The sequence below is a fragment of the Carnobacterium sp. GW821-FHT04C06 genome, assembly GCF_059420345.1.
Genome location: NZ_JBWKTN010000001.1, coordinates 644,091 through 670,265 on the forward strand (window position 1 = coordinate 644,091; position 26,175 = coordinate 670,265).

28 protein-coding genes and 1 other annotated feature are annotated in these 26,175 nt (G+C 35.3%); of the genes, 7 read left to right on the top strand and 21 right to left on the bottom strand.

Features of this window, described 5'->3' with window-relative positions:
• Positions 1-5 precede the first annotated feature (5 nt).
• Together pheS and AC07SW_RS03120 are read right to left on the bottom strand one after the other, a co-directional pair.
• Positions 6-1,052 carry a phenylalanine--tRNA ligase subunit alpha gene (gene pheS / locus AC07SW_RS03115; protein WP_119908318.1) on the bottom strand — a complete coding sequence of 349 codons (1,047 nt, stop codon included), beginning with the start codon at positions 1,050-1,052 and terminating at the stop codon, positions 6-8.
• A 65-nt stretch (positions 1,053-1,117) separates the two neighbouring features.
• Positions 1,118-1,368: a binding site (T-box leader), on the bottom strand.
• Positions 1,369-1,539: 171 nt separating this feature from the next.
• A complete protein-coding gene (locus AC07SW_RS03120; RefSeq protein WP_034568707.1) occupies positions 1,540-1,893 on the bottom strand; it encodes a winged helix-turn-helix transcriptional regulator in 354 nt (117 codons plus the stop codon).
• A 201-nt stretch (positions 1,894-2,094) separates the two neighbouring features.
• Here AC07SW_RS03120 and AC07SW_RS03125 point away from each other — a divergent pair, with 201 nt between their 5' ends.
• Positions 2,095-2,709, top strand: coding sequence for a flavodoxin family protein (locus AC07SW_RS03125; RefSeq protein WP_463684314.1), 615 nt, complete (start codon positions 2,095-2,097; stop codon positions 2,707-2,709).
• 52 nt (positions 2,710-2,761) lie between these two features.
• Here the strand turns inward: AC07SW_RS03125 and AC07SW_RS03130 are convergent, their stop codons facing one another.
• The 3 genes from AC07SW_RS03130 to AC07SW_RS03140 all read right to left on the bottom strand — a co-directional run bounded on the left by AC07SW_RS03130 (position 2,762) and on the right by AC07SW_RS03140 (position 5,596).
• Complete coding sequence (locus AC07SW_RS03130) at positions 2,762-3,277, bottom strand: HD domain-containing protein (RefSeq protein ID WP_034568703.1); 516 nt, start codon at positions 3,275-3,277, stop codon at positions 2,762-2,764.
• Between the two features lie 154 nt (positions 3,278-3,431).
• Positions 3,432-4,187: a TrmH family RNA methyltransferase gene (locus AC07SW_RS03135; RefSeq protein WP_135016917.1), complete on the bottom strand. Its 756-nt coding sequence runs from the start codon at positions 4,185-4,187 to the stop codon at positions 3,432-3,434.
• A gap of 107 nt (positions 4,188-4,294) precedes the next feature.
• Complete coding sequence (locus AC07SW_RS03140; protein WP_311780855.1) at positions 4,295-5,596, bottom strand: murein hydrolase activator EnvC family protein; 1,302 nt, start codon at positions 5,594-5,596, stop codon at positions 4,295-4,297.
• Positions 5,597-5,763: 167 nt separating this feature from the next.
• On the opposite strand from AC07SW_RS03140, the gene AC07SW_RS03145 reads away from it, so the two are divergent.
• The 3 genes from AC07SW_RS03145 to AC07SW_RS03155 all read left to right on the top strand — a co-directional run bounded on the left by AC07SW_RS03145 (position 5,764) and on the right by AC07SW_RS03155 (position 8,059).
• Positions 5,764-6,426, top strand: coding sequence for an MgtC/SapB family protein (locus tag AC07SW_RS03145; protein WP_238328340.1), 663 nt, complete (start codon positions 5,764-5,766; stop codon positions 6,424-6,426).
• A gap of 109 nt (positions 6,427-6,535) precedes the next feature.
• Positions 6,536-7,717: an iron-containing alcohol dehydrogenase gene (locus AC07SW_RS03150; protein ID WP_034568695.1), complete on the top strand. Its 1,182-nt coding sequence runs from the start codon at positions 6,536-6,538 to the stop codon at positions 7,715-7,717.
• 120 nt (positions 7,718-7,837) lie between these two features.
• Positions 7,838-8,059, top strand: coding sequence for a hypothetical protein (locus AC07SW_RS03155; RefSeq protein WP_034568693.1), 222 nt, complete (start codon positions 7,838-7,840; stop codon positions 8,057-8,059).
• 23 nt (positions 8,060-8,082) lie between these two features.
• Here AC07SW_RS03155 and AC07SW_RS03160 read toward each other — a convergent pair whose 3' ends face one another.
• Together AC07SW_RS03160 and AC07SW_RS03165 are read right to left on the bottom strand one after the other, a co-directional pair.
• On the bottom strand, positions 8,083-8,352 hold the full coding sequence (locus AC07SW_RS03160; RefSeq protein ID WP_034568691.1) for a hypothetical protein: 270 nt from the start codon (positions 8,350-8,352) through the stop codon (positions 8,083-8,085).
• Between the two features lie 77 nt (positions 8,353-8,429).
• A complete protein-coding gene (locus AC07SW_RS03165) occupies positions 8,430-9,314 on the bottom strand; it encodes a helix-turn-helix domain-containing protein (protein WP_494632213.1) in 885 nt (294 codons plus the stop codon).
• A 612-nt stretch (positions 9,315-9,926) separates the two neighbouring features.
• Between AC07SW_RS03165 and AC07SW_RS03170 the strand changes: the two genes are divergently transcribed.
• Positions 9,927-10,466, top strand: a complete 540-nt coding sequence (locus AC07SW_RS03170; RefSeq protein WP_119908322.1) for an Ltp family lipoprotein — start codon at positions 9,927-9,929, stop codon at positions 10,464-10,466.
• A gap of 90 nt (positions 10,467-10,556) precedes the next feature.
• Here AC07SW_RS03170 and pepV read toward each other — a convergent pair whose 3' ends face one another.
• On the bottom strand, positions 10,557-11,966 hold the full coding sequence (gene pepV / locus AC07SW_RS03175; RefSeq protein ID WP_119908323.1) for a dipeptidase PepV: 1,410 nt from the start codon (positions 11,964-11,966) through the stop codon (positions 10,557-10,559).
• Positions 11,967-12,130: 164 nt separating this feature from the next.
• On the opposite strand from pepV, the gene AC07SW_RS03180 reads away from it, so the two are divergent.
• A complete protein-coding gene (locus AC07SW_RS03180; protein ID WP_135022048.1) occupies positions 12,131-12,967 on the top strand; it encodes an NAD(P)H-hydrate dehydratase in 837 nt (278 codons plus the stop codon).
• A 43-nt stretch (positions 12,968-13,010) separates the two neighbouring features.
• Here AC07SW_RS03180 and AC07SW_RS03185 read toward each other — a convergent pair whose 3' ends face one another.
• The 12 genes from AC07SW_RS03185 to AC07SW_RS03240 all read right to left on the bottom strand — a co-directional run bounded on the left by AC07SW_RS03185 (position 13,011) and on the right by AC07SW_RS03240 (position 24,465).
• Positions 13,011-13,733, bottom strand: a complete 723-nt coding sequence (locus AC07SW_RS03185) for a pseudouridine synthase (RefSeq protein WP_135024280.1) — start codon at positions 13,731-13,733, stop codon at positions 13,011-13,013.
• 70 nt (positions 13,734-13,803) lie between these two features.
• Entirely contained in the window at positions 13,804-15,453 is a 1,650-nt protein-coding gene (locus tag AC07SW_RS03190; protein WP_135024283.1) for a putative polysaccharide biosynthesis protein, read from the bottom strand.
• A gap of 171 nt (positions 15,454-15,624) precedes the next feature.
• A complete protein-coding gene (locus tag AC07SW_RS03195) occupies positions 15,625-17,070 on the bottom strand; it encodes an MFS transporter (RefSeq protein WP_034568682.1) in 1,446 nt (481 codons plus the stop codon).
• A 121-nt stretch (positions 17,071-17,191) separates the two neighbouring features.
• Positions 17,192-18,043, bottom strand: coding sequence for a hypothetical protein (locus AC07SW_RS03200; RefSeq protein ID WP_135024288.1), 852 nt, complete (start codon positions 18,041-18,043; stop codon positions 17,192-17,194).
• A 136-nt stretch (positions 18,044-18,179) separates the two neighbouring features.
• Positions 18,180-18,551, bottom strand: a complete 372-nt coding sequence (locus AC07SW_RS03205) for a calcium-binding protein (RefSeq protein ID WP_135024291.1) — start codon at positions 18,549-18,551, stop codon at positions 18,180-18,182.
• A gap of 199 nt (positions 18,552-18,750) precedes the next feature.
• The gene (locus tag AC07SW_RS03210; protein WP_463684308.1) at positions 18,751-19,083 is read right to left on the bottom strand and encodes a hypothetical protein; all 333 of its coding nucleotides are present in this window, start codon (positions 19,081-19,083) and stop codon (positions 18,751-18,753) included.
• 4 nt (positions 19,084-19,087) lie between these two features.
• Entirely contained in the window at positions 19,088-19,237 is a 150-nt protein-coding gene (locus AC07SW_RS03215) for a hypothetical protein (RefSeq protein WP_238328700.1), read from the bottom strand.
• 158 nt (positions 19,238-19,395) lie between these two features.
• Positions 19,396-19,677, bottom strand: coding sequence for a hypothetical protein (locus tag AC07SW_RS03220; RefSeq protein WP_337678084.1), 282 nt, complete (start codon positions 19,675-19,677; stop codon positions 19,396-19,398).
• Between the two features lie 68 nt (positions 19,678-19,745).
• Complete coding sequence (locus tag AC07SW_RS03225) at positions 19,746-20,720, bottom strand: hypothetical protein (RefSeq protein ID WP_337678085.1); 975 nt, start codon at positions 20,718-20,720, stop codon at positions 19,746-19,748.
• Between the two features lie 13 nt (positions 20,721-20,733).
• Positions 20,734-21,270, bottom strand: coding sequence for a hypothetical protein (locus AC07SW_RS03230; RefSeq protein ID WP_311907963.1), 537 nt, complete (start codon positions 21,268-21,270; stop codon positions 20,734-20,736).
• A gap of 249 nt (positions 21,271-21,519) precedes the next feature.
• Positions 21,520-21,816 carry a hypothetical protein gene (locus AC07SW_RS03235; protein ID WP_135024297.1) on the bottom strand — a complete coding sequence of 99 codons (297 nt, stop codon included), beginning with the start codon at positions 21,814-21,816 and terminating at the stop codon, positions 21,520-21,522.
• A gap of 318 nt (positions 21,817-22,134) precedes the next feature.
• On the bottom strand, positions 22,135-24,465 hold the full coding sequence (locus AC07SW_RS03240; RefSeq protein ID WP_494632217.1) for an HAD-IC family P-type ATPase: 2,331 nt from the start codon (positions 24,463-24,465) through the stop codon (positions 22,135-22,137).
• Between the two features lie 253 nt (positions 24,466-24,718).
• Here AC07SW_RS03240 and AC07SW_RS03245 point away from each other — a divergent pair, with 253 nt between their 5' ends.
• Positions 24,719-25,261, top strand: coding sequence for a DUF1269 domain-containing protein (locus AC07SW_RS03245; protein WP_034568647.1), 543 nt, complete (start codon positions 24,719-24,721; stop codon positions 25,259-25,261).
• Positions 25,262-25,359: 98 nt separating this feature from the next.
• On the opposite strand, the gene AC07SW_RS03250 is transcribed toward AC07SW_RS03245, so the two are convergent.
• Positions 25,360-26,025, bottom strand: a complete 666-nt coding sequence (locus AC07SW_RS03250) for an O-methyltransferase (protein WP_494632218.1) — start codon at positions 26,023-26,025, stop codon at positions 25,360-25,362.
• Between the last annotated feature and the right edge of the window lie 150 nt (positions 26,026-26,175).

Here is a 26,175-nt window from a genome sequence, read left to right on the forward strand (position 1 = left end):
GATTTTTACTCCTTCACCTTGAATTGATTTAAGAAACGTACATCATTTTGATAGAAATGACGGATATCATCGATTCCGTATTTTAACATAGCAACGCGATCTGGTCCCATCCCAAAGGCAAATCCGCCATAAACAGAGCTATCAATGCCTGCCATTTCAAGAACATTAGGATGAACGACTCCTGCGCCTAAAATCTCGATCCAGCCTGTATGCTTACATACGTTACAACCTGCTCCACCACATTTAAAACAGCTAACGTCCACTTCAACAGAGGGTTCAGTAAATGGGAAATAACTTGGTCGTAAACGAATTTCACGATCTGCTCCAAACAGTTGTTTAGCAAAAACTTCAAGGGTTCCTTTTAAGTCACCCATTGTAATATTTTTGTCGATTACTAAACCTTCTATTTGATGGAATTGATGTGAGTGAGTAGCGTCATCACTATCGCGACGGTACACTCTTCCTGGACTGATCATTTTTAATGGTCCTTTTGCAAAATCATGCTTCTCCATTGTTCTAGCTTGAACAGGAGACGTGTGGGTTCTTAGTAAAATTTCTTCTGTAATATAGAAGGTATCTTGCATATCTCTGGCTGGATGATCTTTTGGCAAGTTCATCATTTCAAAGTTGTAACGGTCTTCTTCTACTTCAGGACCTTCAATAACTTCATAACCCATTCCAATAAATAAATCTTCAATTTCTTCAATAATTTGTGTTAAGACATGTGGTTGACCTACGCTAACATAGCTTCCAGGTAGTGTAACATCAATAGCCTCATTTGCTAAAGCTTCATTAATTTTTTTCATTTCTAAAGTTGTTTTTTTCTCCTCTAGCATCGTCGTAATTTCATCACGTACAACGTTAGCCAATGCCCCTACTTTGGGACGTTCCTCAGCCGATAAATCTTTCATACCTCGTAAAACTTCTGTTAGCGGTCCTTTTTTCCCTAGATACGCTACACGCACTTGGTTCAATACATCTAGATTTTCAGAAGCTGCTACTTTTGCTAGTGCTTCTTCTTTTAAACTTTCAATTTTTGCTTTTAAATCCATCATTTTCTACTCCTTTATAGTATATTTAGGTTGTTTTAGGCAAATAAAAAAAAACCTGTTCCCCAGAAAGGGACGAGGTCTTAGAATCGCGGTACCACCCTTGTTCAGTTAATTGCACGATGGCAACTAGACTGCACTTCATTTAGATAACGGCTAATGCCGGAACTTCTTTCATTACAATTTGCAATAGCCAAAAGTCAACTCGAGAAGTGAATGTTCACTAGTATCTGATTCCTTTCAAATGGTTTCAGCCACGCCATTTGTCTCTACCTTACGGAGTCAATACTACTTACTTTTTTTCTGTCATTGTTTTATATGTGTATTCAATTGTTTCTCTTCCTTAGTTTACGGAATAAATCAAGGTTCGTCAAGCAGATTCTATTTTTCTTTTTCGTTTAAATGATAAAAAGCTGTTGATTCTTCTCTTTTAAAAAGAGCAAATCAACAGCTTTAGGATTCATTGAGTAAGGGATTAGAGAATTTATTCTTATACAGTTTGTGGGACAGTTTCTTCTGAGTCGATCCATTTATCTGCCCAGCATTGAACTTCATCCATTACAGGTTTTAATGACTCGCCTTTTTCAGTTAGACTATATGCTACTCTAACAGGTGAATCGGGATAGACAGTTCGTGTAACGATGCCTGCTTGTTCAAGCTCTTTTAAGCGCTCAACTAACACACGATCACTAACACTTGGAATTTTCGCTGCCATATCTTTAAAACGTTGTGGCCCTTCTAACAAGACGTCGATAATGAGCCCCATCCATTTTTTCCCTAAAATAGAAAAAGTTTGCTCAAATTTTGGACAAATCGTTTTCTGTCTTTCTTCACATGATGTCATCTTCTTCACCTCTTTTTTTTATTATAGCATTAATGGTTATAAAAAATAAGTAACTTGCTTTTAATTCTCACTCTTTTTTTTTATTAGTTTCTATAGTATAGCACATTTCTAAAAAAATAAAGAGTTATTATTTGCTTATTTTTTACAATAGGAGTAGGATACTAATATAAAGTAAGTAAAAATAAATTGGAGGAATGAAACATGTCAAACACAAAAATTGCTGTCATTTACTATAGTTCAACAGGAGGAAATACCCAAATGGCTCGTTGGGCAGCTGACGCTGCAAAAGAAGTTGGTGCTGAAGTTCGTTTATTAAAAGCTCATGAATTAGCCCCTGATGTTGCTATTGATTCAAATCCTTTATGGCGTAAAAATGTTAATGAAACAGCTGATATTCCTGAAGCAACAAGCGCTGATTTAGAATGGGCAGACGGAATTATTTTTAGCTCTCCTTCACGTTTTGGTGTGATGGCTAGCCAATTAAAACAATTTATTGACTTGCAAGGTGGACTTTGGGCACAAGGAAAATTAGCAAATAAAGCTGTCACAGCAATGGCAACAGCTGGTAACCCACATGGTGGCCAAGAAGAAGTCATTCAAAGTATTTATACTGTGATGCAACATTGGAGTACCATTCTTGTCCCAACTGGTTACATCAATAAAAGTACCTTCGGCGCAGGTGGTAACCCTTACGGAAGCAGCGCGACAATCAGTCAAGACGGAGAAGTTGTGGATGCAAAAAATATCCAACCTGCTGTTGCAGATCAAGCAAAACGTTTGGTTCAAGTAGCAACAGCTTTAAAAAATGGCTTATAATTTTTAGTCAATAAAAAAGTTTAACTCGCAAATTGACGAGTTAAACTTTTTTTTATGATTGAACGGATACTTTCAGTTTTAACCAAGTGTTTTTCACACTAGCAGTAGCGCGACCCATCAATGGCGCAATAACCTCCGCACAAGCGCAATACTTATCGACAAAAGTTACAACGTAACTTTCTTTATAACGAGGTGGCGCAATCGTTGCTAACCACATATGTTTAATAATAATGTCTTTTTCTAAATCAGACAATGGTGTTAATTTTTCAGCATTTTCACAAGCCATTCTTGGATGTACATAGGCATGTGTTCCTTCATCAAACTTCGTTGTTCTCCAGTCATAGTAAAACAGATCATGTAGCAAACCTGCTCTGGCTGTTGAACGTGCATTCCAGCCGAATTTTTTACTAATTCGGTAACTTCGGTAAGACACACTAATGGAATGTTCAAGTCTGGTTGTAAAATGATGTTGAGTATACTCAGAAAGTTGTTGCACTTCTTTGCGGTTGATTAAATCCTCAATATGTCCAATATATTCGGTATCTGTTTTCCATTTTGGTTCCGTCATTTAACGACTTCCTTTTTTTAGAGTTCTTGATATGAAGCTGAATCGCTCTACTATTTTCTTGCTAACTTCTATTTTACACCTTTTTACTACGATTAATAGTAGAAGGAATTCAATTTATAGAATTTTAAACAATCCTTAACTTTTTTGTCACAACTTATTTTTTCAATGTAAACATTAAAATTCCTGCTGCTACAGCAACATTTAAGGACTCTGCTTTTCCTGTTATTGGAATATAGAGATTCTTAGTTGTTTTAGCTAATAAATCAGCCTGCATCCCATTGCCTTCATTGCCCATTACGATAGCAAATGCATCTGTTTTAGGAATACTCGTGTAGCTAACAGCGGCTTCGTTTAACTCTGTCCCATAAATAGGAACATTCTGCTGCTTAAACGTTTCAAACCATTCAGTTAAATCACCTTCAAAGATAGGTAAATGAAAGTGGCTTCCCTGCATTGAACGTAAAACTTTGCTATTATACATATCCACTGTTCCACTGCCTAACACGACTCCACCAAACCCCGCAGCATCGGCTGTACGAATCATCGTTCCTAAATTGCCAGGGTCTTGCACAGTATCTAAACATAGAAATGGCTTGGTAAAAGTTGGCGTTGCTTGATTTTTCTCTAAGGAAATTACCGCGAACACACCTTGCGTTGTAGGTGTTTCGCTTAATTGATTGGCAATTTCTTTTGAAATCATAACTTGTTTATCTAGTGGGTATTTAAAAGCTAAGTCCTCATGTTCTTCACTGATTAAAAGTTCAACAATCGGTGCATCATAGTGAATCGCCTCTTCTACTAAATGAAACCCTTCAATCAAATAACGTTTTGCTTTTTCTCTGCCTTTTCTCGTTTGTAATTTTTTCCATTGTTTTACTCGTTCATTTTTAACAGATAGAATTGTCTCCATCGTTATTGCCTCCTAGTTCGCTCTTAACTAAAAGCGTCCTTTGAGTAAACTCAAAAGACGCTTGGTTTGGTTTATTTTTGTGACGTCTTAACTAGTATAACAGATAATTACAATCCAATAAATGGTGCTGGATTCACTGGTGTGCCATTTTCTCGAACTTCAAAATGAAGATGCACACCGGTTGAGGAACCACTTGTTCCCATAACCCCAATTTGTTGCCCTTGACGAACCGTTTGTCCTGCCACCATTGTTAGGCTTCCAGGTGCCATATGAGCATAGTATGTTTGATAATTGACGCCGTTAATAGCGCCATGATTGATGATTACTAAATAACCATAACCGCCATTGTTGTAATTTGAATACTCTACAACGCCGTCAGCAGCTGCTTTAATTGCTCCACTTCCTGCTAAATCGATTCCTTTATGGAAGGTTTGTGCTCCTGTAAAAGGATCGCTACGATAACCAAATGGTGACGATACGTATCCATTACTTGGTCGAATAAAGGTTGTTCCTCCTGTATTTGGAGGGGTCGGCGTTCCTTCATTGCTAGCTGGCGGAGTATTAGTTGTTGGCGTCGCCATTTCTTCCGCCTTCTTATCTGCTGCAACTTTTGCTGCTTGCTCAGCCACAATGCGATCTTGCTCAGCTTTTAAATCACTGGTAAGTTTACTTGTTTGAGTAGCAATTGTATTTTTTTCCGAAATCAAGGTGTTTTTTTCGGCTTCCGTAAGTTGATATTTTGTTGCAATTTGAAGGATTTTATCATCTAATTCTGATTTTTGAGCATACAAATTATTCTTCGAACGTTCAATTTCATTTTTTAAATTTTCAGCTATCTTTTTTTCATTAATAGCTGCAGTTTCAGCTGTTTTTAATTCTTTTTGATCGTTTTCTTGATCCGTTACAATTTGTTTGTTTGCATACACCAATTGAGTCACGGCCGTTACTTTTCCAATTAAATCAGAAAAATTTTCAGCAGTTAAAACAATCGTTGCTAGACTATGTGTGTCGCCATCCGTTTGGACGAAGCGAGCTTGGTTTTCTAATTTCTGTGTACGTTGTTGAATTCGGTCTTCTAAAGTAGCTATTTTTTCTTTTAACTCATTGATTTTTACTTCTGAATCTTTTAAGTTTACTTGTTGCTCTTCTAATTTTTTCATGACCTCATCGATTTGTTTTTGTAGAGATTGAACTTCTTTTTCTAAGGTACTTTTTTCAGTTTCTAATGATTTTAATGATTCCTCAGTAGCTTCGATTCCATTTTCAACAGTTGCTGATTTTGAATCGAGTTCTTGTTGTTTTTGATTTATTTCTTCAGTAGTTTCCGCTGATACTTGAGTTGCTGGTAAAACGGAAAGTGTTGACAATAGCAGTGTTGAAATTAAACTTAGTTGAATGATTTTTTTCACAGTGTCCTCCTTTGAATCTTGTTTTCGTTTTCTAAATTATAGCATAGCACTCCTTGTAATATTATATTAGTTTTGTAACAAGCTAGTGGCAAATTATTACAAGCCCTCTTCTGGTTTTCTTATGCTATACTATATAGTAAGAATTGTTAACAAAAGGACTGATGAAAATGGATTGGATTTTATTATTACGCTTAATTTTAGCCAGTTTTTTAGGCGGAATCATTGGTGTAGATCGTGAGTTCCGTGCAAAAGAAGCTGGGATTCGGACACATTTTTTAGTTTGTTTAGGAAGTGCCCTTTTAATGATTGTCTCTCAACATGGATTTGGGGACGTTGTGGGTCAACCTGGCTATAGCTTAGATGTGAGTCGTGTAGCTGCACAAGTTGTCAGCGGTATTGGCTTTATTGGAGCTGGTATGATTATCATTCAAAAACAAAGTGTGGTAGGTTTGACCAGTGCGGCTGGTATTTGGGCAACTTCTGGTATTGGTTTAGCTGTTGGTGGTGGCATGTATTGGATTAGTGTGAGTGCTACCATTTTAACGCTAGTTGGTTTTGAACTATCGAATCTGATGTTTCGAAAAATAGAACATCACACAACTTCTTTTCAAATTTCTACAACAAAAGCAGATTCCTTACCTAAGATTACAGAGCTCATGCAAAGCAAACAAAAAATTTATCAAACTTTTGAATCGAAACGAGAAATTTTTGAAGAAACAAAAGTCTATCACGTTTCTTTCACCATTCGGACTAAAAATTACGAAGAAGAAATGGAACTGGTTCAAGCTTTGCAAGAATTGCCTCATGTGACTGTCGAAAAAATTAATTAAAAGAGATGAATCGAATAGGATTCGTCTTTTTTAATAGAGTTTATTACTTTCTATGTGTGCTTGTTAGGAGTATACTTACTTTAAAGTCTCACATTTAGGATGGTGTTTTATGCAAACTGAAATTTCAAATTTTAATTTTTACAATCCCACAGAAATCGTCTTTGGGAAAAATCGTATTCCTGAACTAGATCGTTTAGTTCCTAAGAATAAAAAGGTACTGATTTTATATGGCGGTGGAAGTGTCGTTCGTTTCGGAACATTAGATAAGGTCAAAGAAGCTTTACCAAACCGTACGATTGGAGAATTTGGTGGAATCGAAGCCAACCCAACATATGAAACCTTAATGAAGGCTGTAGAATTAGTAAAGGCAGAAAACTATGAATTCCTATTAGCTGTCGGCGGAGGATCAGTTATTGATGGAACGAAATTTATCGCAGCAGGTGCTATTTTTGATGGAGATCCGATTGATATCTTCGGCGCTGGTATTGGCAAAGGTTTGCCTGTTACTAAATCCCTACCATTTGGTACTGTGTTAACCTTACCAGCAACAGGTTCAGAAATGAATAATGGCGCAGTGGTTACTTTTGTTGAAAAGAAGGCCAAGCTATCTTTTGGCAGCCCCTTTTCCTTCCCTAAATTTTCAATTTTAGAGCCTGAATTAACGTACACACTACCAACTAGACAATTAGCAAATGGCGTAATTGACTCCTTTGTTCATATTATGGAGCAATATTTAACTTATCCAGTTGGCGGCATGGTGCAAGACCGTTTTTCAGAAGGGTTATTACAAACACTGATTGAAATTGGACCAAAGGTTATTGATGAAAAGAATCATGATTATAATTTACGAGCTAACTTTATGTGGACTGCTACAAATGCGCTAAATCGTATTCTAGCTCCTGGAGTTCCTCAAGACTGGGCAAGTCATAGTTTAGGCCATGAGATTACTGCCTTGTATCATATTGACCATGCACGAACATTAGCTATTGTATTGCCTTCTTTAATGGAAATCCGTCAACATGAAAAACGTGAAAAATTAATTCAATATGCGGAACGTGTCTGGCATATTACAGATGCAACAGAGGATGAAAAAATTCAATTAGCGATTTCAAAAACCCGCGCCTTTTTTGAACAACTTGGGGCACCTACTCACTTTAAAGAGTACGATTTAGGTGAAGAAGTGGTGGAACCACTTGTTGCTCAACTTGAAAAACATCAGTTAACAGCTATTTCAGAACGCCGTGATCAAACGTTAGAAATTAGTCGCCGTATTTATTTAAATGCTTTGTAGGCATCTAAAAATAGTCAAAAGCATACACTTGCTTTTGACTATTTTTATACAAATTTAAAAAACACCTTTTATTTTTAGAAAAAATTCGCTATACTAAAATTGAAAGTGAGGTGTCCTATTTTGCGCTATCTTTATGCAAATTTAGTTGGCGAATGGACGTGTGTAACACTCGATCCTGAATCAACCATTGACGGGGTTCCCTTAGATATCTGGTTAATTGATAAAGACAACCATTTATATGATAACCCTTCCGTAACAATTTTTTACGCAGGTGTTACCTATCAAATTCATTCATCCTTACTCCAAATCTTTGAAATGACAGCAAAAAAACACTTTAGTTAAAATGAACTAAAGTGCTTCTTTGTTTAAATGCCCATATTTGACAATGCATCGATTGCCGTCATTGCCGTCTCCGTATTTTTAAAAGAAGAAGCAGACTTGTCCTTGGTTTCAATGCTTACCAACTGATGTTTCATTACTTGATGAAGAGTTTGGCGACTATTAACAGTAATCAAATAACCTTCACTATTTAGTTCACATACTTCTTTCCATGCATCTACTTGATTTTCTGCAACAACATCATCGACAATAATTGCTTTTCCATCAACTGTATGAAATGTAATTTTATAACTCATTTTCAGCACCTACTTTCTTATTACCTTTATCATAACAAACCTTTTGTTTTTAGCTAGTAATTACCCTTTTTCTTCAATCAAATAAACAACTCATCAAATGTCAGTTTAAATTTATGCATATTTTTCTTGATTATCTCAATAATCACATCATTTTGATTCATAATCGCAAAGGCCATCGCGATAAAATAACCTTTCTTTGCTTCTGCTAATTGTCCATTCATTGCCTCATTAAAAGCTTTTTCATAATAGAGTTTATCTAGTTGCGAAGTTGTTTTTTCAGATTCTGCCATTTGAATACCCGTTTCGCAAAGAGTGACTGCTTCTTGATAATCACCAATATCTGAATAAAACTTAGCTGTATTAAAGTAAATCAATAAAATTTTGTCTAAATTCTTTAAATCAATATTAGATATTTTTTCTAACTCACGAATCGATTGTTCAAAATAGATTTTTGCTTTGTTCGTTTCCTCTTTTAAATGATAGGCTACCCCAATCGTATTAGAAACCAAGACATCTGTAAAATCAACTCGTTCACTACGATCTACAATTAACTCTAAGTTTAAATAATGTAACGCTTCTTCAATATCATTAAAGCCCATTAACAAAATTTTCCCCATCAAATAAAAATACATCTTTTTTTCATGTAACGTTGAAAGACGCTCTTCATTGAGTTTTATCTTTAAAATTTCATAAGCTTCTTTGTATTGAAAAAGGTCACAAAGTTGATCCACTTGTTGAAAAATTACATAATTTTCATTAGAATCACCTTCATTAATACATATATCGTGGATGTCAACATCTAGTCTTTCACATAATTTACTTAAAATGTTCATCGTTGGGATACTATTGTGATTTTCAATTTTACTAATTGTTACTTGGGTACAGATACCTTCTGCTAATTGCTTTTGACTAAATCGTTTATTCTTTCTTAACTCTTTTACTTTCTCCCCTAAAATGATCACTTTAACTTCCCCTTTCAAATTTTTGTTGCTTTTAACAAACAACTGTTATATGATGATAACAAGTTCAACATTATTATAATATCATATAACAGGAGGATAACAAAATGAATATCAATAATTTATTGTATTTAATTTTAACTGTTGGAAATTCTTCAACATATGGCGATACGCCATTCGGCTAAAAACAAGATAACTGCTGCTACTTTTCTTTTGTAGCAGCCTTTTCTATGTTCATTTTTTTTATTTAGGCCCTTTATAACTTAGCCTGTCCATAAAACTAAAATCGATTAATGCGATTTACTCATAATTAACTTATTTGGTTTTTCATTGGATCTAAAGGAATTTTTTTAATTTTACCTTTAAAACTAAAAATTTAAAAAAATAATAGTAATCTATATACTATTCAGGAAATAATCATTCTATTATGTTTAGATTCTTTTCATGAAGATTCTTCAAAAAAACTCTTGATTTTAGTTATATAAATACCATTTTTTTTATGGTTACCAGATAAAGATTATGGTATAATCATACAGTTTGATCAATTATATACAGAATAAAATAACTTTACCCGTTGGTATTCAAAGTTATTTTACTCAAAAAAAGGAGCTTATTATGGCTAAGAAGATTAAAGATGAGAATGGAAATGTTTATGTAAAGAAAAAGCCTTTTTACAAAAAATGGTGGGTTTGGGTTATTGCTGTATTAGTATTATTTTTTATCGTTGATTCACTTGGAGGAAGTGACAAGGATACTTCAACTAAAACTGGAAAAACAGAAGCTAAATCAGAAAATAAGAGCACTACTGATTCGACAGAAAGTAACGAACCCGCACCTGAAAAAGAGGTGCCTGTTGAGTATACATCTGCCCTTAAAAAAGCGAACTCTTACGCTAAATTGATGTTTATGTCTAAAATTGGCATACAAAATCAATTAACTTCAGAATATGGTGATAAATTCTCTCCTGAGGCTGCTCAATATGCGATTGATAATATTAAAGCTGACTGGAATGAGAATGCTCTTAAAAAAGCTGAAAGTTATCAAAAAACGATGTCTATGTCCCCTGAAGCGATCCGAGATCAATTAACTTCTGAACATGGCGAACAATTCACTCAAGAAGAAGCAGACTACGCTATTCAACATCTAAATAAATAGTTTGTTTATTAAAAAATCTGCTTAAAAAAAGCGATGAAAAAATGTGGTTTTTACCACACTTCTTCATCGCTTTTTTATTTCCATTAAATGTTAATCTTCACTTTTAATCAATTGATAAATCGCATCTGCGTAAATAACCGTTGCATTGATAATATCATCAATCGCCATAAATTCATCGGTTTGGTGCATTGTATCGATGCTATTTGGGAACATCGCGCCGTAGGCTACTCCACGTTTTAATAAGCGACCATAAGTTCCGCCACCAATGGTTTTTTCAACTCCTTTTTCACCCGTATGTTTTTCATACACATCAAGTAAGGTTTGAACCAATGGGTCATCCGCTGGTACATAGTGAGGCGTTTGTGCTTTGCCACGAGACAACGTCACACCAAAATCAGCTAATTTACTTGCAAGGCCAGCTTCAATTTCTTCAATGGTAATTCCTTGTGGGAAACGGAAATTCAAAGCGATTGAACCGCCCTCTTTTGCTGTAAAATTAAACACACCAGGATTAACTGTTAGGTCTCCCATCACAGCGTCTACATAATTCAACCCAAGTTTAGCTGCTCTTGAATCGTCGTGTAGATATTCAGCCGTTAAAGCCAAGTAATGCTTAGCATCGCTACCAAATGAATAGTTTGTTAAGAATGTTGCCAAATAAGTAGCCGCATTGATTCCAGCTTTTGGTTCCATTCCATGAGCGCCTTTCCCAACTACTTCAATGGTTACTTGGTTGCCTTCGATATGGCAAGTTCCAGTAATTGGATTTTGTTCCACAAAATCAAAGAAGTCTTTTTCAATTTTAGTTGCATCTTCTGAAATAAAAATGGCTTTAGCATCTTGTGGGACCATGTTTTCACGTAAGCCTGAGTTAAAGCTGATTAATTCATTTGCTCCGCCTTCAGTATTTCCACCAAAGCTTAATTGAACCGTTAAAATCCCTTTTTCTCCATTGATAATTGGGAACTCTGCATCTGGAGAAAAACCAAAATCAGGTGTTTCTTCAACTGCTAGATAGTGATCCATACATTTCCAACCACTTTCTTCATCTGTTCCAATAATAAAACGAACACGTTTAGAAACTGGTAAGCCTAATTCTTTAATGATTTTCAAAGCGTAGTAACCAGCCATTCCAGGTCCTTTATCATCACTTGAACCACGTGCATATAAACGCCCATCTTTGATTACTGGCTCAAATGGAGGATTTGTCCAGCCACTTCCAACAGGAACGACATCTACGTGAGCAAAAACGCCTAAAGTTTCATCCCCTGCACCATATTCAATATGCCCAGCTAAATTGCCAACATTTTTAGTCACAAAGCCATCACGAGCGCCAATTTCTAAAAATTTTAACAGTGCTTCTTTTGGTCCTGGACCTACTGGTGCATCCTCTGAAGCTTTGCTATCGTCTCTTACACTATCAATTTTTAATAAAGTAAATAGATCCGCAAATAAATCGTCTTTTCTACTTTCTACTTCTTTTTTCCAATCAATTGACATTTATCAACACTCCTTTTCTTGATTTTCAACATCTTAATCATATCACTTTTTACGATATTTACCAATCCAAGGATAGCAATTTTCTAAAAAAATTCATTTCGTGCAAATCCATGAGATTCCTATTATAATAGAAGAGAACATCGGGAATCAAGGAGGAATAAATAATGAAAGAATTAAATCAAAATATTGTACAAGGAATTTTACCAAAACGAAAAAATGAAAGCTACAAAGGGAATTACGGTCATGTTCTCTTAATTGGTGGCAATCAAGAGTTAGGAGGAGCAATTATTTTAGCCGCAAGTGCTGCTGTTTATAGTGGAGCTGGTCTTGTTACAGTCGCAACTCATCCAAGCAACCATACAGCACTTCACGCTAGATTACCTGAAGCAATGGTGATTGATGGTTATGATACAGCAAAAGTCATTCATCATATGAAAAAAGCGACAACCGTCGTTATTGGTCCTGGCTTAGGGCTAGATGACCAGTCGCAACTAATTTTAAAGGCTGTTTTAGCTGCATGTACGCCTCAACAAAGACTTGTCATTGATGGAGATGCGATTACCTTAATGGCTTCTGAAAATCTTAAAACACCTGTAGCACAAACCGTTTATACTCCTCACTTAGGAGAATGGCAACGACTGAGCCATTTAACGATTGAAGAACAAACGAAAGATTTAAATGCGCATTTCAGAAAACAATTAGGGGCAGAAGTAGTCTTAAAAAAACACCATTCAGAAATTTATTTTGAAGATGAAGTCTGGAAAAACGAAGCAGGAACGCCTGCAATGGCAACTGGTGGTATGGGGGACACATTAACCGGCATGTTAGCTGGCTTTTTAGCGCAATTTCCAAACCGTAAAACAGCCATTTTGGCAGCTGTTTACCTTCATAGTCGAATCAGTGATGATTTAGCAAAAACGCATTATGTGACACTTCCTTCTCAAATTATCCAACGGATTCCTTGCGTCATGAAGGATTATGCTACAAAATTTGATTTTTAAAATAAAAGAGAGGCACTTCTATAAAATGAAGTGTCTCTCTTTTTTAGTCTATTCCTTTTAATAAATTCAGCTCTTCTTGTGTAAGCGGTCGATACTTGCCAAGTGGTAAGGTAGGATCTAGTTCCAACAATCCCATGGCGGCTCGTTTTAAATAGACAACCTTTTTTCCACAAGCTTCAAACATTCGTTTCACTTGATGAAATTTCCCTTCATGAATCGTCACAAAAATCGAGGAAGTCCCTTCGTCAGGCATCACACTGACAATTTCTAGCTCTGCTGGCTGGCATTGGTAGCCGTCAGACAAGACAATCCCTTTTTTAAAAGCATCACTATCCTCTTGCGTAACAATTCCTTCTATAGTAGCTTCATAGCGCTTTGCAACATGCTTCTTAGGAGAAAGCAGCTCGTGAGCTAACACACCATCATTGGTTAAAATCAACAGACCTTCTGTGTCTTTATCCAAACGTCCAACAGGAAAAAGCTCAAAATTTTGCTCAGCCGGCGTCAACAAATCAATTACTGTTGGATTCACATTATCAATCGTCGCACTTACAACCCCCTGTGGCTTATGCAGCATTAAATAAATAAATTCTTGATACGCTACTGCTTCACCATAAACAGCCACTTGATCGACAACCGGTTTAACTTGAAATTTGCCATCCTTTACGCATACACCATTCACTTCAACTGCTTTTTTTTTCAATAAATCCTTTGTTTCTTTTCTTGTACCAAAGCCTGTATGGGCTAAAAATTTATCTAAACGCATGTCAGACTTCCCTTCTAAAAAAGATACCTGCAACATGGAGTATTTCCATCAATTCCAGATACCTTTTTGGTTATTTGATTTTCAATCTTCTTCTTAAGCCTGCAACCTTATCACCGAGTAAACGATCAGCCAGTCTTGTTTTTAACGTCAAATACATATAAGCAAAACCACCAACGCCTGCTGATAAGAGCATCACGACTAATGCCAAACCACGATCCATCGGGCTAATAAACAAGTAACAAGCTTCCCGAACCACAATCGTTACAAGTGCCATAATCACGGTCATGATCACAATCAGCAACAATCGTTTTAGCACAAATTTCACATGAAAATGGGTTAACTTTTGTAATGATACCAACATCATCGCGCAAGACACCGTAAAACCAAAAATCGTTGCATAAAGTGCTCCTTGAGCTTGGAACATCGATACTAACGGATACTGAACTGCACCTTTAACACCAATCCCTACAATTAAACAGAAAATCGCATAACGATTTTGATTCAAGGATTGAAGAAGCGCAGATAAAACTGTAAATAGTCCTAAAATAATACTCATATACGATGAAAGCTGTAAAATCGTTGTTCCTAAATCACTGTGCTTATAAAACAACGTGTACAATGGTTCTGCAACAATCGCCATGCCAATTGCAGCTGGGAACATGATAAATGAAAATAACTGAATATTCGTTGAAATTTGCTTACGCACTTCTTTGCCTAAATTTTTAGTAAAGGCCTCCGTAATCAACGGAATTGAGGTAACCGCCATTGCTACTGCAATAGAAATGGTAATCATAATCAATTTATTAGCATTAAATGCAAACAACGCAAACAACGTTTTTGCTTCATCTGACGTAATTTTTGACGTAGCTAGCACAATTTTTTCAAAGGTGTATTGGTCGATTAACTGGAAGAAGGTGATTCCTGAACCAATAACCACAAATGGGATGGATTCTTTGACCATCTCCACTAAAATCTGGTTCGTTGAAATTTCAATTTGATTTAAGCTTCCTGCTGCAAGGACATCCATTCGATCCTTTTGACGCAACCAATAATATCCTAACGCTGCTAAACTAAAAATGGCTCCGATAAAAGCAGCAAAAGTTGAAGCCGTAACCGCATCTACCATTTCGCCATGCCAAACTTTCATAATTAAAAAAGTTGCAGCCAACATAAAGATAATACGAGCAAACTGTTCAATCAGCTGCGAAATCGCTGAGGGTGCCATCTCTTGATACCCTTGAAAATAGCCACGAATCAAACTCATCCCTGGAATAATCAACAACGCCCAACTAAGCGAACGAATCACCTTAATTTCATCGGGATTTCCAACCCCCATAATAGGAGCGAGTAAATACATCGCTAAAAAACAAATAATCCCAGTAATTACCATTAGAATCATGCCTTTTTTAAACAATTTCCGTCCCGTTTGATACTCATCAAGAGCATTATAATAGGAAATTTGTTTAGCAATTGCCGAGGGTACACCTGCTGTTGCAATCACTAAGAAAAGCGAATAGGGATTGTATCCCTTAGCAAACAAGCCATTCGCTAACTCTGCTTGACCGCCCATCCAAGCCATCCAAGGAATAATATAAATAGCGCCTAATACCCTTGAAAAAATACTGCCTGCAGTCATCCAAGCTGAGCCACGAATCATCTTTTCCTGAGCCGTTTGTTCTTCCACTACGGCTTCTTCCATATTTATTGAAGAATTTGGCATTTTTCATTAACCTACTCTCATCATTATTGTCTTGTTCTATTTTACTTGTAAACACAAAAGGTTGCAATGACTTCCCTCTTTTATCCTTCAACATTTAACAAAAAATTAAGCATCTTACTATGTAAAAATGTTTATAAGCCAGCTTTATCCCTAGCTTATAAACATTTTTTATTAAGCGGATTTCCCTTTTGCAGTTAGTAAGCGTCGTCCGGTTAAAATGGTTGCGACTAAGCAAATCACAAAGGCAACCCCAAAAGTCACATGCATTCCGTAAACAAATAATTCTGGCTGATCTGCTAAATACGTGGTTACCTTGTATCCTGATTTATTGCTCATAGCAACATACAAAATCGTCGTCGCAAAAGAAATGCCAAAGACCATTCCTAAGTTTCTAGCCAAGGAATTTAAACTGCCCGCAATTCCCAGTTCCTTTTTAGAAACAGAAGACATGACAATCGCATTATTTGGTGATTGAAAGAGTGCACTTCCCAGCCCCATAATTCCCGTCATCAAAATAAAGACTGCAATATTCGTATTTCCATCAATAAAGACAAAGCCTAACTGTACAATCGTCGTTAGTGCCAACCCGATAAACGTCAGCAATTCTCTACCGACCTTATCCGATAAACTCCCACTAATGGGTGCTGCAATCACCATTACTAATGGAAAGACCATCAATAAAAGTCCCGCTTGACTTGGATTCAATCCTCTTGTTCCTTGTAAATAAAAAGGCATCATTACATTAAAAAAGAAATTTGCCACAAAAATCAAAAAGGCACAAAATAGGCTAACCGAAAATAAGCCATTTTTAAACAAGCTTAAATCAACTAGCGGTTTGTTCACGTTCTTTTCGATTCGAATAAATGCTACAAAGCTCAAAATAGCAACTGCAAAAAGCCCTAAAATCAAAGCGTGGCCAAATCCAATTTCTTGCCCAATAAAAATCCCGATAAACAAACTGCCAATCATACATGCAAAGGCAAGAAAACCTTTGTAATCAATCGTTTCTTTTCGGAAAAATAAATCTTCAGGTAAAATCTTGATTCCCATTAAAATCGTAATCAAGCCCACTGGAACATTGATCCAAAAAATATACGACCAACCAAAATGAGCTAAAATAATGCCTCCAATACCTGGCCCTGCAATACTGCCTAACGAAACGAAGGACCCAATTAAGCCCAAAGCCTTCCCACGTTCGCTAATCGGAAAAATTTCCGTGATAATTCCATAATTGGTCGACATCGTCATGCTTGCCCCAATCGCCTGTACTACTCGAGCAAACAATAAAAACGACAAATTAAATTCAAAGCCACAAAGTAGCGAACCGATGACAAATAAAAACGTTCCCCAACGAAAGACTTTGATTTTCCCAATTAAATCTCCTATTTTTCCAAATAATAAAATAAAAATACAAACTGCCATTAAGTATACTGACACGATCCATTCCGATTGGTTCATTGGCACATTTAAAGCCTTTGAAATCACCGGTATCGCAATGTTCACAATACTGCCATCTAGTGTGGACATAAACGTAAACAAACCAATGGCAATCAAAATCAGCCATCTATTTTTTTGAACTTTTGAATCCATTTGATAGGTTTTGATAACTTCTCCCATGTATATCCTCCTTTGGTTTTACAAAACAACTGTATTATACCACTTTATTTTATTAAAAAAATAGATTCATTTCAATTTCTTAAAAAAAGCCCTCAAAAAAATGAGGGCTTTAGGCTTGTTTTTATAGTTCTGTTCCATCCATCTTGTCATCTAATAATTTTTCTTGAGATTCTTTACTCTCTATTTTAGAATACTCATTAATTTGAGCTTGTTTCATAATATCCAATACAGCATCTGTATCTGTTTTAAATTTATCTCCATCTTTTTCTAAAGCCAATTCAATCTCAATATCTTCACCATAAAGCTCCATTGGAACTCCTTTATCTCCATAAATAATATCATAGATTTTAAAGGTAAGTAAATTGTTGATTGCTTTAATATCTGTATTTTGTGACTCCCCAATCATTTTAGAGGCGTCTAAACTACCATAAACATTTGCTCTTGTCCATGTAATAGCATTTGCAACACTGTTCATTGCAATTGGATCTAACTTCACTTTTACTGTTGCAGTATCTCCTTCTACATCCACATCAGTAATTTGATAATGATCGATTTGTTTAAAACCTTTCACATACACTTTAGAATACTGACGGAATATATCTTCGGCCGTATAAATACTGCCATCAATTTGGAAAGACCAACCATTTCCAGGATAATCTTTGATTTTACTATCATAAATTGTATCTTCAGCAATTCGAGTCATATCTGTTCCTGAAATGCCTATAACATTATTAAGGCCAGAACTTTTTCCTTTAAACACAAAATCAAGAACCGTCCCAGCAGCTTTTTCTGCTTCCATTTTGTCAGAATTCTCTTCTTTTTTTATTTCTTTCTTTTTATCTTGTTCTTTTTGATTTGTACTAGTTTTTACCGATTCCTCTTTTTGAATCTCAGTTTTAGAACCACATCCTGCTAAAACAACCCCAGTCATTAAAGCAAACATTCCCAATTGAATTATCTTTTTTTTCTGCAACTTCAAACTCCTCCTTAAATTAAAAAAACACTAAATAAGTAACACCTATTATTAAACCATACAATCTTTGTTGTGTAAATATTAGAATATATATTTTTATAAACTATCAAATGAATAAAACAATTAATTATTTCGCTCAAAATTGATTTAAAATTTTTTGATATTCTTTAGTATTTTTTTCAATTGTAGTGAAACTAGTCATTCCCTTACTATCGGAAAACTCGGCTATTTTAGTAATTAATTGATTCATTTTACTTGTATCCAAAATATATCCATCCGTTGTTTGAATAGATTCAATCTGTTTTAAACTACTACTGAACCATGAATTGACCATAATACTATCTGAATTTGAATAATCAATCTTCAATTGTTGATCTTGTTTTATAAAATTTAAATCAGAGTACTTACTTTCAATAATTAAGGCATCATTTCCATATTCATCTTCGCTGATATCTTGGCCATCTCTGACACCAAAAAAAATATATCGTTTCCACTTCCAGCTTGTCATAAGTTATTGTTATGTACTCGTAAGGACCGAATCCGCATTCGGCAAAAAAAAGCACGTATGACTTTGCGGAGTAAAATTATTATTTCATTATTAACCATTTTGTGCCAGATGAATATTATCATTAACTTGAACAATATCTTTTTTTATATAATTAAAATTGAAATTCTTCCCTGAATACATGAAGATAAAGTTATTAAACTTAACGTTGTGCCTGACGTTGTTCGTCTAAATTTTCTAGGTCTTTTCTATAACTTTTTGTTAGTTGTTCTTCTTCTTCTAACTGTTGAGAATAGCGACGTCCTTCTTGGCGGATAGATACTTCGCTTTCTTCCATATTTCTATAAAATTGCTGTTTGTTCCAATCGTCATTCTTTGTTAGGTACATCACTTTATCCACTAATTGATTAGTTTCTCGTCTAAATTGTACGACTTGTTCATCTAGTTTTTTTTGTTGTCGTTGAATGTCTCGTTTTTCTTGGTAATACTGTTCTTCTAGCTGTTTATACTTATTTTTATACTCAATATTATCCATAGATTTAACCTCGTTTCATTGGGGTCTTAAGGCTTGGTTTGGTTAATTGTTTCAAATATTTTCCAGCTGCATCTGCCCCTTTTCCTTGCAGGGCACCTTTTAATGCATCTGGCAGTACTATTGGTTTGTTGATACATAACCTCTGACAGTTCATTGAGTGTGGTCACTGAGGTTTGCTTGGTGGTGCTAATCCGTACTTGTTTCGCTGTGATTAGCGCTTGTATCGTCATTCTTTCACGGGCTTTTCCTTCTCGTTCCAATTTTAACTGAAATTCTTTTTCTTTATCACTCACTGGCCCCATCCCTTCTTTATTATTTTGGTGTAAACATAGACGAACCTGCTTGTCCATCGTAGTCTTGAATATTTTTCGCAATGATCGTTAGCTGCTCGCTAAAAGTAGTTAGTTTTTCTTTGTCTTGTTGGATTTCCCCCATATTCTCATTAGCTTGTACACTGTCCCATAACTTGTTTTTTTCATAAGGTGCAATCATTTCCTGTACTTCAGCATAAGATAAGTATTGACGAATTTCGTTGGCTCCGTTTAGGATTTCTTTAGATAGTTCGCTGATTTCATGTTCCATGTCTTGTTGCATTTTTTTTAGAATCTTTTCCGCTTCTTTCCCAACAATTTTTACTTTTTTCGCAACGGCATTCGCTAAATCTACACGTAATTCGATTTTTTACTGCCAGAAGCACCAGCGATACTTTTTTGTAAGTTGGTTATTCCCTTATCGGTAGTGGATTTTAATGCGGTTAAGTTGGCATTACCTTTTGCATATTTTCCATAGAGCTCAAGATATTCCTCTACTCTCTTTTTTGCTTCGGATTTGTCATTTGCCAAAGGGTTAAATTTGCTATTTTTCTTCGCCCATACTTTTGCGGCTAATTTGGCTTGTTCCAACGTCATGTTGGGTGCAAAAATACCATCTTTGGCTAAACGATCTAAGTTTAATGTATCCCCATCAAAATATTTTGCCAATGTGCTATGTTCGCCAAATCCTGCTCCTGAAATTTGAGAAACAGTGCCATATTTCCGATCACGTCCTGACGCATTCGCCCAAGAATCGTTTTGATAACGGATTAAAAACTCAGGATTCTTTTTCAACCATTGTTGCTCGTCATAAGTTAATGTATTAAATTGATTTTTCCCCCAGTCATCAAAACTGGTTGTTCTAAAGCCAAATTTTTGCCCGTGCTCTCCTGCCATTTTCATCATGTAGCCACCTGATTGACTAAAACCTGCGACATCAGTAATTGAAACACCTTTTTGGGCAACTTTTTTTTGAGTTTGGTTTAAAAATTTTTCTGCTTGCTTATATTCTTCAGAAATATTTCCATTAAAAGCATTAACGGCTGACCCAAAGCCACTTTTACCTGTTTCATTTGGCATATTCGTTCCTGCATACACTATGGCAACATTATTATAGTCAGTGGTGCCGTCTTCGTTGACAGGAGCTATAGCCATGGCGTTTAATTGGTTATCATCATTACTTGCAATTTTGTTAACAACTGTATAATATTGTTTTCCATTAGGTAAATCTAGTCTGAACGTATCATCATTTTCTACAATTCTTACAGTTTTTTTTGTAGCATCAATAGCATTTGCCAACACTTCAGTTGTAATTTCTTTGACCATAGGCTTTCCCCTCCTAATACTTCAATTCATAAATAACTAAATTGTAAATAATTTTGGCATTTGGGCTACCTACAGTATTTTTTTTAACTTTTTCAAAAGGAATTTTATCTTTTTTCTCTAATTTTCTAGTAGAATTTTCTATCTCCATTTTTATGAATGAATCTGTATTTTCAGCATTTAATGAGTCTAATTTAACGTATTTTTTTAAAGAGCTATTATATTCAGTTTCCCCATTTAACCGAAATGTCATAGTGAAATAGTTATCTTCAGATACGAATATCTTAACATCACTATCAACATAATTTCCCAATAAAGAAGGGCCATAGATTGGTGAGTTACGCCACTCTACGCCAACACCTTGCCATTCTATTTTTTCAATTCCTTCATAGTTTTTCATTAGATAATCTGAAACGTAAGATTGAATTAATTCAATCCCTTGTTGGTACTCTTTTTCTGTTGCTCGCTTATCCATATCTCTTTTTCCTCCAATTCCTAAAATAGTTATTAGTACAATTAAAAGGCTAATTAACCACCATTTTTTCTTTTTCACTCTACCACCACCTGTTTTTAATAAGCATGCGTTTCTAGGAAATTGGCTTAATTTAATTTCCATTTTTAAAAATCATCAGTAATTGAATCGACTTTTTGGACAATTTTGTTTATGATTTAGAAATTTACGTTTTTCTCTTGGATTTTTAATGTAGCTTTCTCTTTATCAGCCTGGACCACATCTTTTGTTTCATCAATTGTTTTGGCTAAAACTTCTGTTGTGTTCTCGGTACTCACGGATTCATCCCTTCTAATATATCAATTCTTGAATTTCTAAATTGTAAATAATTTCAGTTTTTGGACTGCCATTATTAGATTTTTTGATTTTTTTAAAGTCCACCTTGTCTTTTTCGTTCAATTTAAACGTAGCATTTTTTATTTCAGATTTAACTACAACATCTATATTGCTTGGATTCATAGAATTCAACGCAACATATTTTTCTAAATCAGCATCATAGTCTGTTTCATCTATCAAAGTAAATCGCATAGTAAAATAGTTATTTTTAGAAACATATATCTTAGCTTTGCTATTAACATAATTTCCCAATTGAGATTGCCATAATTTCTTGACTAGTTACACTTTTTTCTCCTAATGCAAATTCATGTATAATTTGCTTTTCATCGGCTAAAATACGTTAAAATTTACAAATAACTAAAAGTGCCCTCAACCCTGTGTTAATCTTCATAATATCTCCTAATGATTTCATTTAATTTATTACAAAATATTTAAACCTGTAACATTTCATTTAAATAAAGATAAAAATAATGATGTTTATAATTATATGCTAACGATTAGAAAATACAACTGTTTTTTTATAAAAAAACGTCGATAACATTGAATTTTTCAATGTTATCGACTTTTAGTTTATTTAAAATCAATCAACTTTCTAACTAACTTAACCATCAAATGATACATCGGAACAACAGTCACAATTAAAGGAACTGCAAAAACTAAAAGCTCCTTATTAAAAATACTTACTAACGAGAAGAAATTCCCAAAAAAGAAGAAAATCAGCAAAAAGACTACGATTAAACTACTGATTAAACCAATTACTTTTTTGCTTAACGGATTGGCTACATAGATCAAAGATGTGAAACAAACCATTCCCGTCAATAAGACGCTTAACGTCGAAGTAATTGAATAGTCTAAATGCCAAATAGTTCCCATCACTAAAATCATACAAATATACAGAACAACAAGAATTCCGGCTGTCAATGCCGGCTTCATGACATTTTTAAAGAAGCCTCCTTTAATTTGTGCATAGTTTGGTCGTAGGGCTAAAAAGAACGAGGGAATACCTACTGTTAAAGCATTAATTGGACTTAATTGGATTGGCTGAAACGGATAAGCTTGATTCATAAAAATAAACAACACCGCCAAAATTGCCGAATAAACAGTCTTCGTTAAATAAAGTGACGCTACTCGTTGAATGTTATTTACCACCCGTCTTCCTTCCATTACAACACCAACTAATGAATCAAAATTGGAATCAAGCAATACAAAATCAGAAACACTTTTAGCTGCCGTACTTCCTTCAGCCATCGCAATACCGCAGTCTGCTGTTTTTAACGCTAAAATATCATTCACACCATCGCCAGTCATGCCAACAGTATGTCCTGCTTTTTGCATCGCTTGAATCAACTCCCTTTTCTGCGTTGGACTCACACGACCAAAAACCCGATACTTGGCTATAATTTCAGTTAAATCTGCTTCTTTGTCTACTTGACTCATATCAATTGCTTGTTTTGCATCCTCTACACCAACTCGTTCTGCTATATGAGCCACTGTTTTAGGATTGTCTCCTGAAATAATACGAATGGCCACTCCTTGTTGGTTAAAATACTTTAAAGTTGCAGGCGCTTCAGCTCGAATCGTATCTTCCATGTAAACAAATCCTAATAAACTTAGCTGCTCTGGTAACTGATGGTTGACAAACCCCGTCGAGCTACTGGCAATAGCCAATACTCTTTTGCCCATTTCACTTGCTTGATTTACACTATGCTGGTCTGCTTTTGATAACGTTGAAAATACATACTCCGGGGCACCCATCACATAAGTTTTATTTGTATCAAATGTTGCGCCACTCCACTTACGAGCCGAAGAAAATGGAACACTTTCAATTAATTTCCATTCTTCATTTTTATCAACAGCTTTTTGAAGCGCCAGGCTTGTTGGATTGTCATCTTCTAATCCTTTAACCAACGCACCGATAGCCGCTTTTAACTGATCTAATTGAACCCCATTAGCCACGATAAATTCGCTTACTGTCAATTCACCATTTGTTAATGTTCCGGTTTTATCCAAACAAAGTAAATCCACTCTTGCTAACGTTTCAATTGATCCCATTGTTTTCACTAAAACTTTTTTCTTCGTCAGATTGACGATTCCTACCGCTAACGCAATAGAAGTAATTAAGATTAATCCTTCTGGAATCATGCCAATAATAGCAGCCGTTGTTCCTAAGATTGCTTTTGAAATAGCCAACCCGCCTAAATAGCCTGAAAAAAATAGCAACAACCCAATGGGTAAAATCGCAAAGGTTAACCCTTTTACAAGACGGTTTAACGTTCGCATCAATTCACTGGTACTATTTTTTTCTTTTTTAGCTTCAATTGAAAGCTGATTTACATAGCTATCCTGTCCTATTTTAAGGGCTTCTACATACCCGTTGCCGCCAGTTACATAACTCCCTGATAAAATTGAATCCCCTACTGTTTTTTTGATAGCATCCGATTCCCCTGTTAACTGTGATTCATCTACTTCAAAACCATTTGTAGCAATTACAATACCATCTACACAAATCTGTTCCCCACGACGAATCATTACCAAATCATTTGTCACAAGCTCCTCTTGCTCAATGTCTACAAAATCGCCCTCTCGAACAACGGTTACTTTTGCTTGATTTAGCAAAGAGAGCTTGTCGATACTGTGCTTAGCTCTGATTTCTTGATAAATACCAATGCTTGTATTTGCAAAAATCACACCTAAAAACAATAAATTTTTATAGCTACCGGTTGTTAAAATAAGTCCTGCCATTACTAAATTAATGCCATTAAATAAGGTACAGATATTATCAAAGAAAATCTTGCCTACACTTTTGGTTAGAGGTTTTTGCGGCTGATTATTGGCACCTTGCGCTATTTTTTCTTTTACTTCTTTCATTGAAAGTCCTTTTAAATCAGTTTTTAGTTCCACCGTTTCAGCCCCCTCTCTTTTACTATGCTTCGTTTATCTTACACGATAAAAGTTAATAATTTCTAATGTTTGTTCTTTATTTTGAGAATTTTTTTGGATTCTTATATAAAAGATAACTTCATTTATTATATCGAAGGATTCATAAAAAATCATCCGTCAAAAGTCGGATTTCCTAAAGGGTTCTAATAGCCTTTTAACTCATCTTTACGGTATACTAAACATGTACTTAAAAATGAATTGGAGTGTGACTAAAATGAGTAATCATGTTGTTATTATGAATTTTGATTCTGAAAGTAAATCGTATCAAGCCTTTTTAGAAATAAAACAGCTACATTTGGAAAAGAAAATTAAAGGCGAACAAATGGCGATCTTAGAACACTTACCAAATCATCAATTAGAACCAAAACAATTTTTAGATTTTAATGGCGCTGATAAAAATATGAAAGGTGGACTAATCGGGATGCTGGTGGGCGTTTTAGCTGGTCCCTTAGGCGTTTTACTTGGTTGGTTTACTGGAAGTGTGATTGGTTCAATGCAGGACGCTAAGGAAGTCACAGAGGCACTTTCTGTTTTTGAGCACACTGTTGACGTCATTCATGAAGGCGATACTGGAGTCATCTTAATTGCTGACGAAGAAGACAATCGTTACATCAATGATTTAGTTTTCCAAAAATTAGGTGGTCAAATCGTACGTTTAAATACGGAAGATGTTGAAAAAGAAGTCGCTGATGCTAAAAAAACAGAACAAGATTTAGAAACTGAGGCAAAAAGTCGCTGGTTTAATCGAAAAGCATAATTAGATACAAAGAAGTCAAGGAATGAAAGAGCGCAACCTCTTGTTCCTTGACTTTATTTGTATGTCACCCTTCGATTAAGTCCTTTTTCATAACCCGCTTATTTTTCAACAATACTTATAGTGAATCCATCGTAACCTTTAACCCCAACTGTCTCCAATGCAGTAGAATTTAGCGCAGAATTGTCTGCTAAATCTTCAACAAATGAGCGTACTCCCTGCACGCTTCCATCTTTACTGGTTGAATCAAGAACCGCTCCACCTCGGACAACGTTATCTCCGATAATAATTGTTCCTTCAGTAGCTAATTGTAAGGCATAATCTAAATAAGCTGAGTTATTTTCCTTATCCGCATCAATAAAGATTAGATCAAAAGCTGGTGTTTGATCTTGTACTAATTTTTCTAAACTATCGGTAGCTGCTCCGACTAGAATTGTTACTTTATCAGATACGCCAGCAAGCGCTAGATTTTCTTTGGCAACTTCCGCATGTTTTTCATTATATTCAAGAGTGATTATTTCTCCATCCTCTTCTAGCCCTCGAGCAAACCAAAGAGTGCTGTAACCTCCAAGCGTTCCTATTTCTAAAATGCGTTTAGCTCTTTTTATTTTTGTTAGAAGGTAAAGAAATTTCCCCTGTGAAGGTGATACATCGTGTGGTGGCAATTGATGTTGCTTATTATTGGCGAGAATTTGTTCAAAAATTGGGTCTTGCCCCACCAACTTTTCAATAAAATAATCATCAACAGCTGCAAATAATTTATCCAAAATAACTCACTCCCCAGTCAGTAATCGTCGTTTTGTTTTTATTGTATCTTTTTTTTAATCAGAAAGAAAGCATCCTGCAACCTTACTCAGACTGTCGAACTATTTTGAACGAACCCTAAAAAAACAACGAGTAAAATCATTGTATGATTT

Coding starts and splice junctions, on each gene's coding strand:
- pheS (WP_119908318.1), bottom strand. CDS start 1,052: ATGGATTTAAAAGCAAAAATTGAAAGTTTAAAAGAAGAAGCACTAGCA.
- AC07SW_RS03120 (WP_034568707.1), bottom strand. CDS start 1,893: ATGACATCATGTGAAGAAAGACAGAAAACGATTTGTCCAAAATTTGAG.
- AC07SW_RS03125 (WP_463684314.1), top strand. CDS start 2,095: ATGTCAAACACAAAAATTGCTGTCATTTACTATAGTTCAACAGGAGGA.
- AC07SW_RS03130 (WP_034568703.1), bottom strand. CDS start 3,277: ATGACGGAACCAAAATGGAAAACAGATACCGAATATATTGGACATATT.
- AC07SW_RS03135 (WP_135016917.1), bottom strand. CDS start 4,187: ATGGAGACAATTCTATCTGTTAAAAATGAACGAGTAAAACAATGGAAA.
- AC07SW_RS03145 (WP_238328340.1), top strand. CDS start 5,764: ATGGATTGGATTTTATTATTACGCTTAATTTTAGCCAGTTTTTTAGGC.
- AC07SW_RS03150 (WP_034568695.1), top strand. CDS start 6,536: ATGCAAACTGAAATTTCAAATTTTAATTTTTACAATCCCACAGAAATC.
- AC07SW_RS03160 (WP_034568691.1), bottom strand. CDS start 8,352: ATGAGTTATAAAATTACATTTCATACAGTTGATGGAAAAGCAATTATT.
- AC07SW_RS03170 (WP_119908322.1), top strand. CDS start 9,927: ATGGCTAAGAAGATTAAAGATGAGAATGGAAATGTTTATGTAAAGAAA.
- pepV (WP_119908323.1), bottom strand. CDS start 11,966: ATGTCAATTGATTGGAAAAAAGAAGTAGAAAGTAGAAAAGACGATTTA.
- AC07SW_RS03180 (WP_135022048.1), top strand. CDS start 12,131: ATGAAAGAATTAAATCAAAATATTGTACAAGGAATTTTACCAAAACGA.
- AC07SW_RS03185 (WP_135024280.1), bottom strand. CDS start 13,733: ATGCGTTTAGATAAATTTTTAGCCCATACAGGCTTTGGTACAAGAAAA.
- AC07SW_RS03190 (WP_135024283.1), bottom strand. CDS start 15,453: ATGCCAAATTCTTCAATAAATATGGAAGAAGCCGTAGTGGAAGAACAA.
- AC07SW_RS03195 (WP_034568682.1), bottom strand. CDS start 17,070: ATGGGAGAAGTTATCAAAACCTATCAAATGGATTCAAAAGTTCAAAAA.
- AC07SW_RS03205 (WP_135024291.1), bottom strand. CDS start 18,551: ATGACAAGCTGGAAGTGGAAACGATATATTTTTTTTGGTGTCAGAGAT.
- AC07SW_RS03210 (WP_463684308.1), bottom strand. CDS start 19,083: ATGGATAATATTGAGTATAAAAATAAGTATAAACAGCTAGAAGAACAG.
- AC07SW_RS03215 (WP_238328700.1), bottom strand. CDS start 19,237: ATGAACTGTCAGAGGTTATGTATCAACAAACCAATAGTACTGCCAGAT.
- AC07SW_RS03220 (WP_337678084.1), bottom strand. CDS start 19,677: ATGCAACAAGACATGGAACATGAAATCAGCGAACTATCTAAAGAAATC.
- AC07SW_RS03225 (WP_337678085.1), bottom strand. CDS start 20,720: ATGGTCAAAGAAATTACAACTGAAGTGTTGGCAAATGCTATTGATGCT.
- AC07SW_RS03245 (WP_034568647.1), top strand. CDS start 24,719: ATGAGTAATCATGTTGTTATTATGAATTTTGATTCTGAAAGTAAATCG.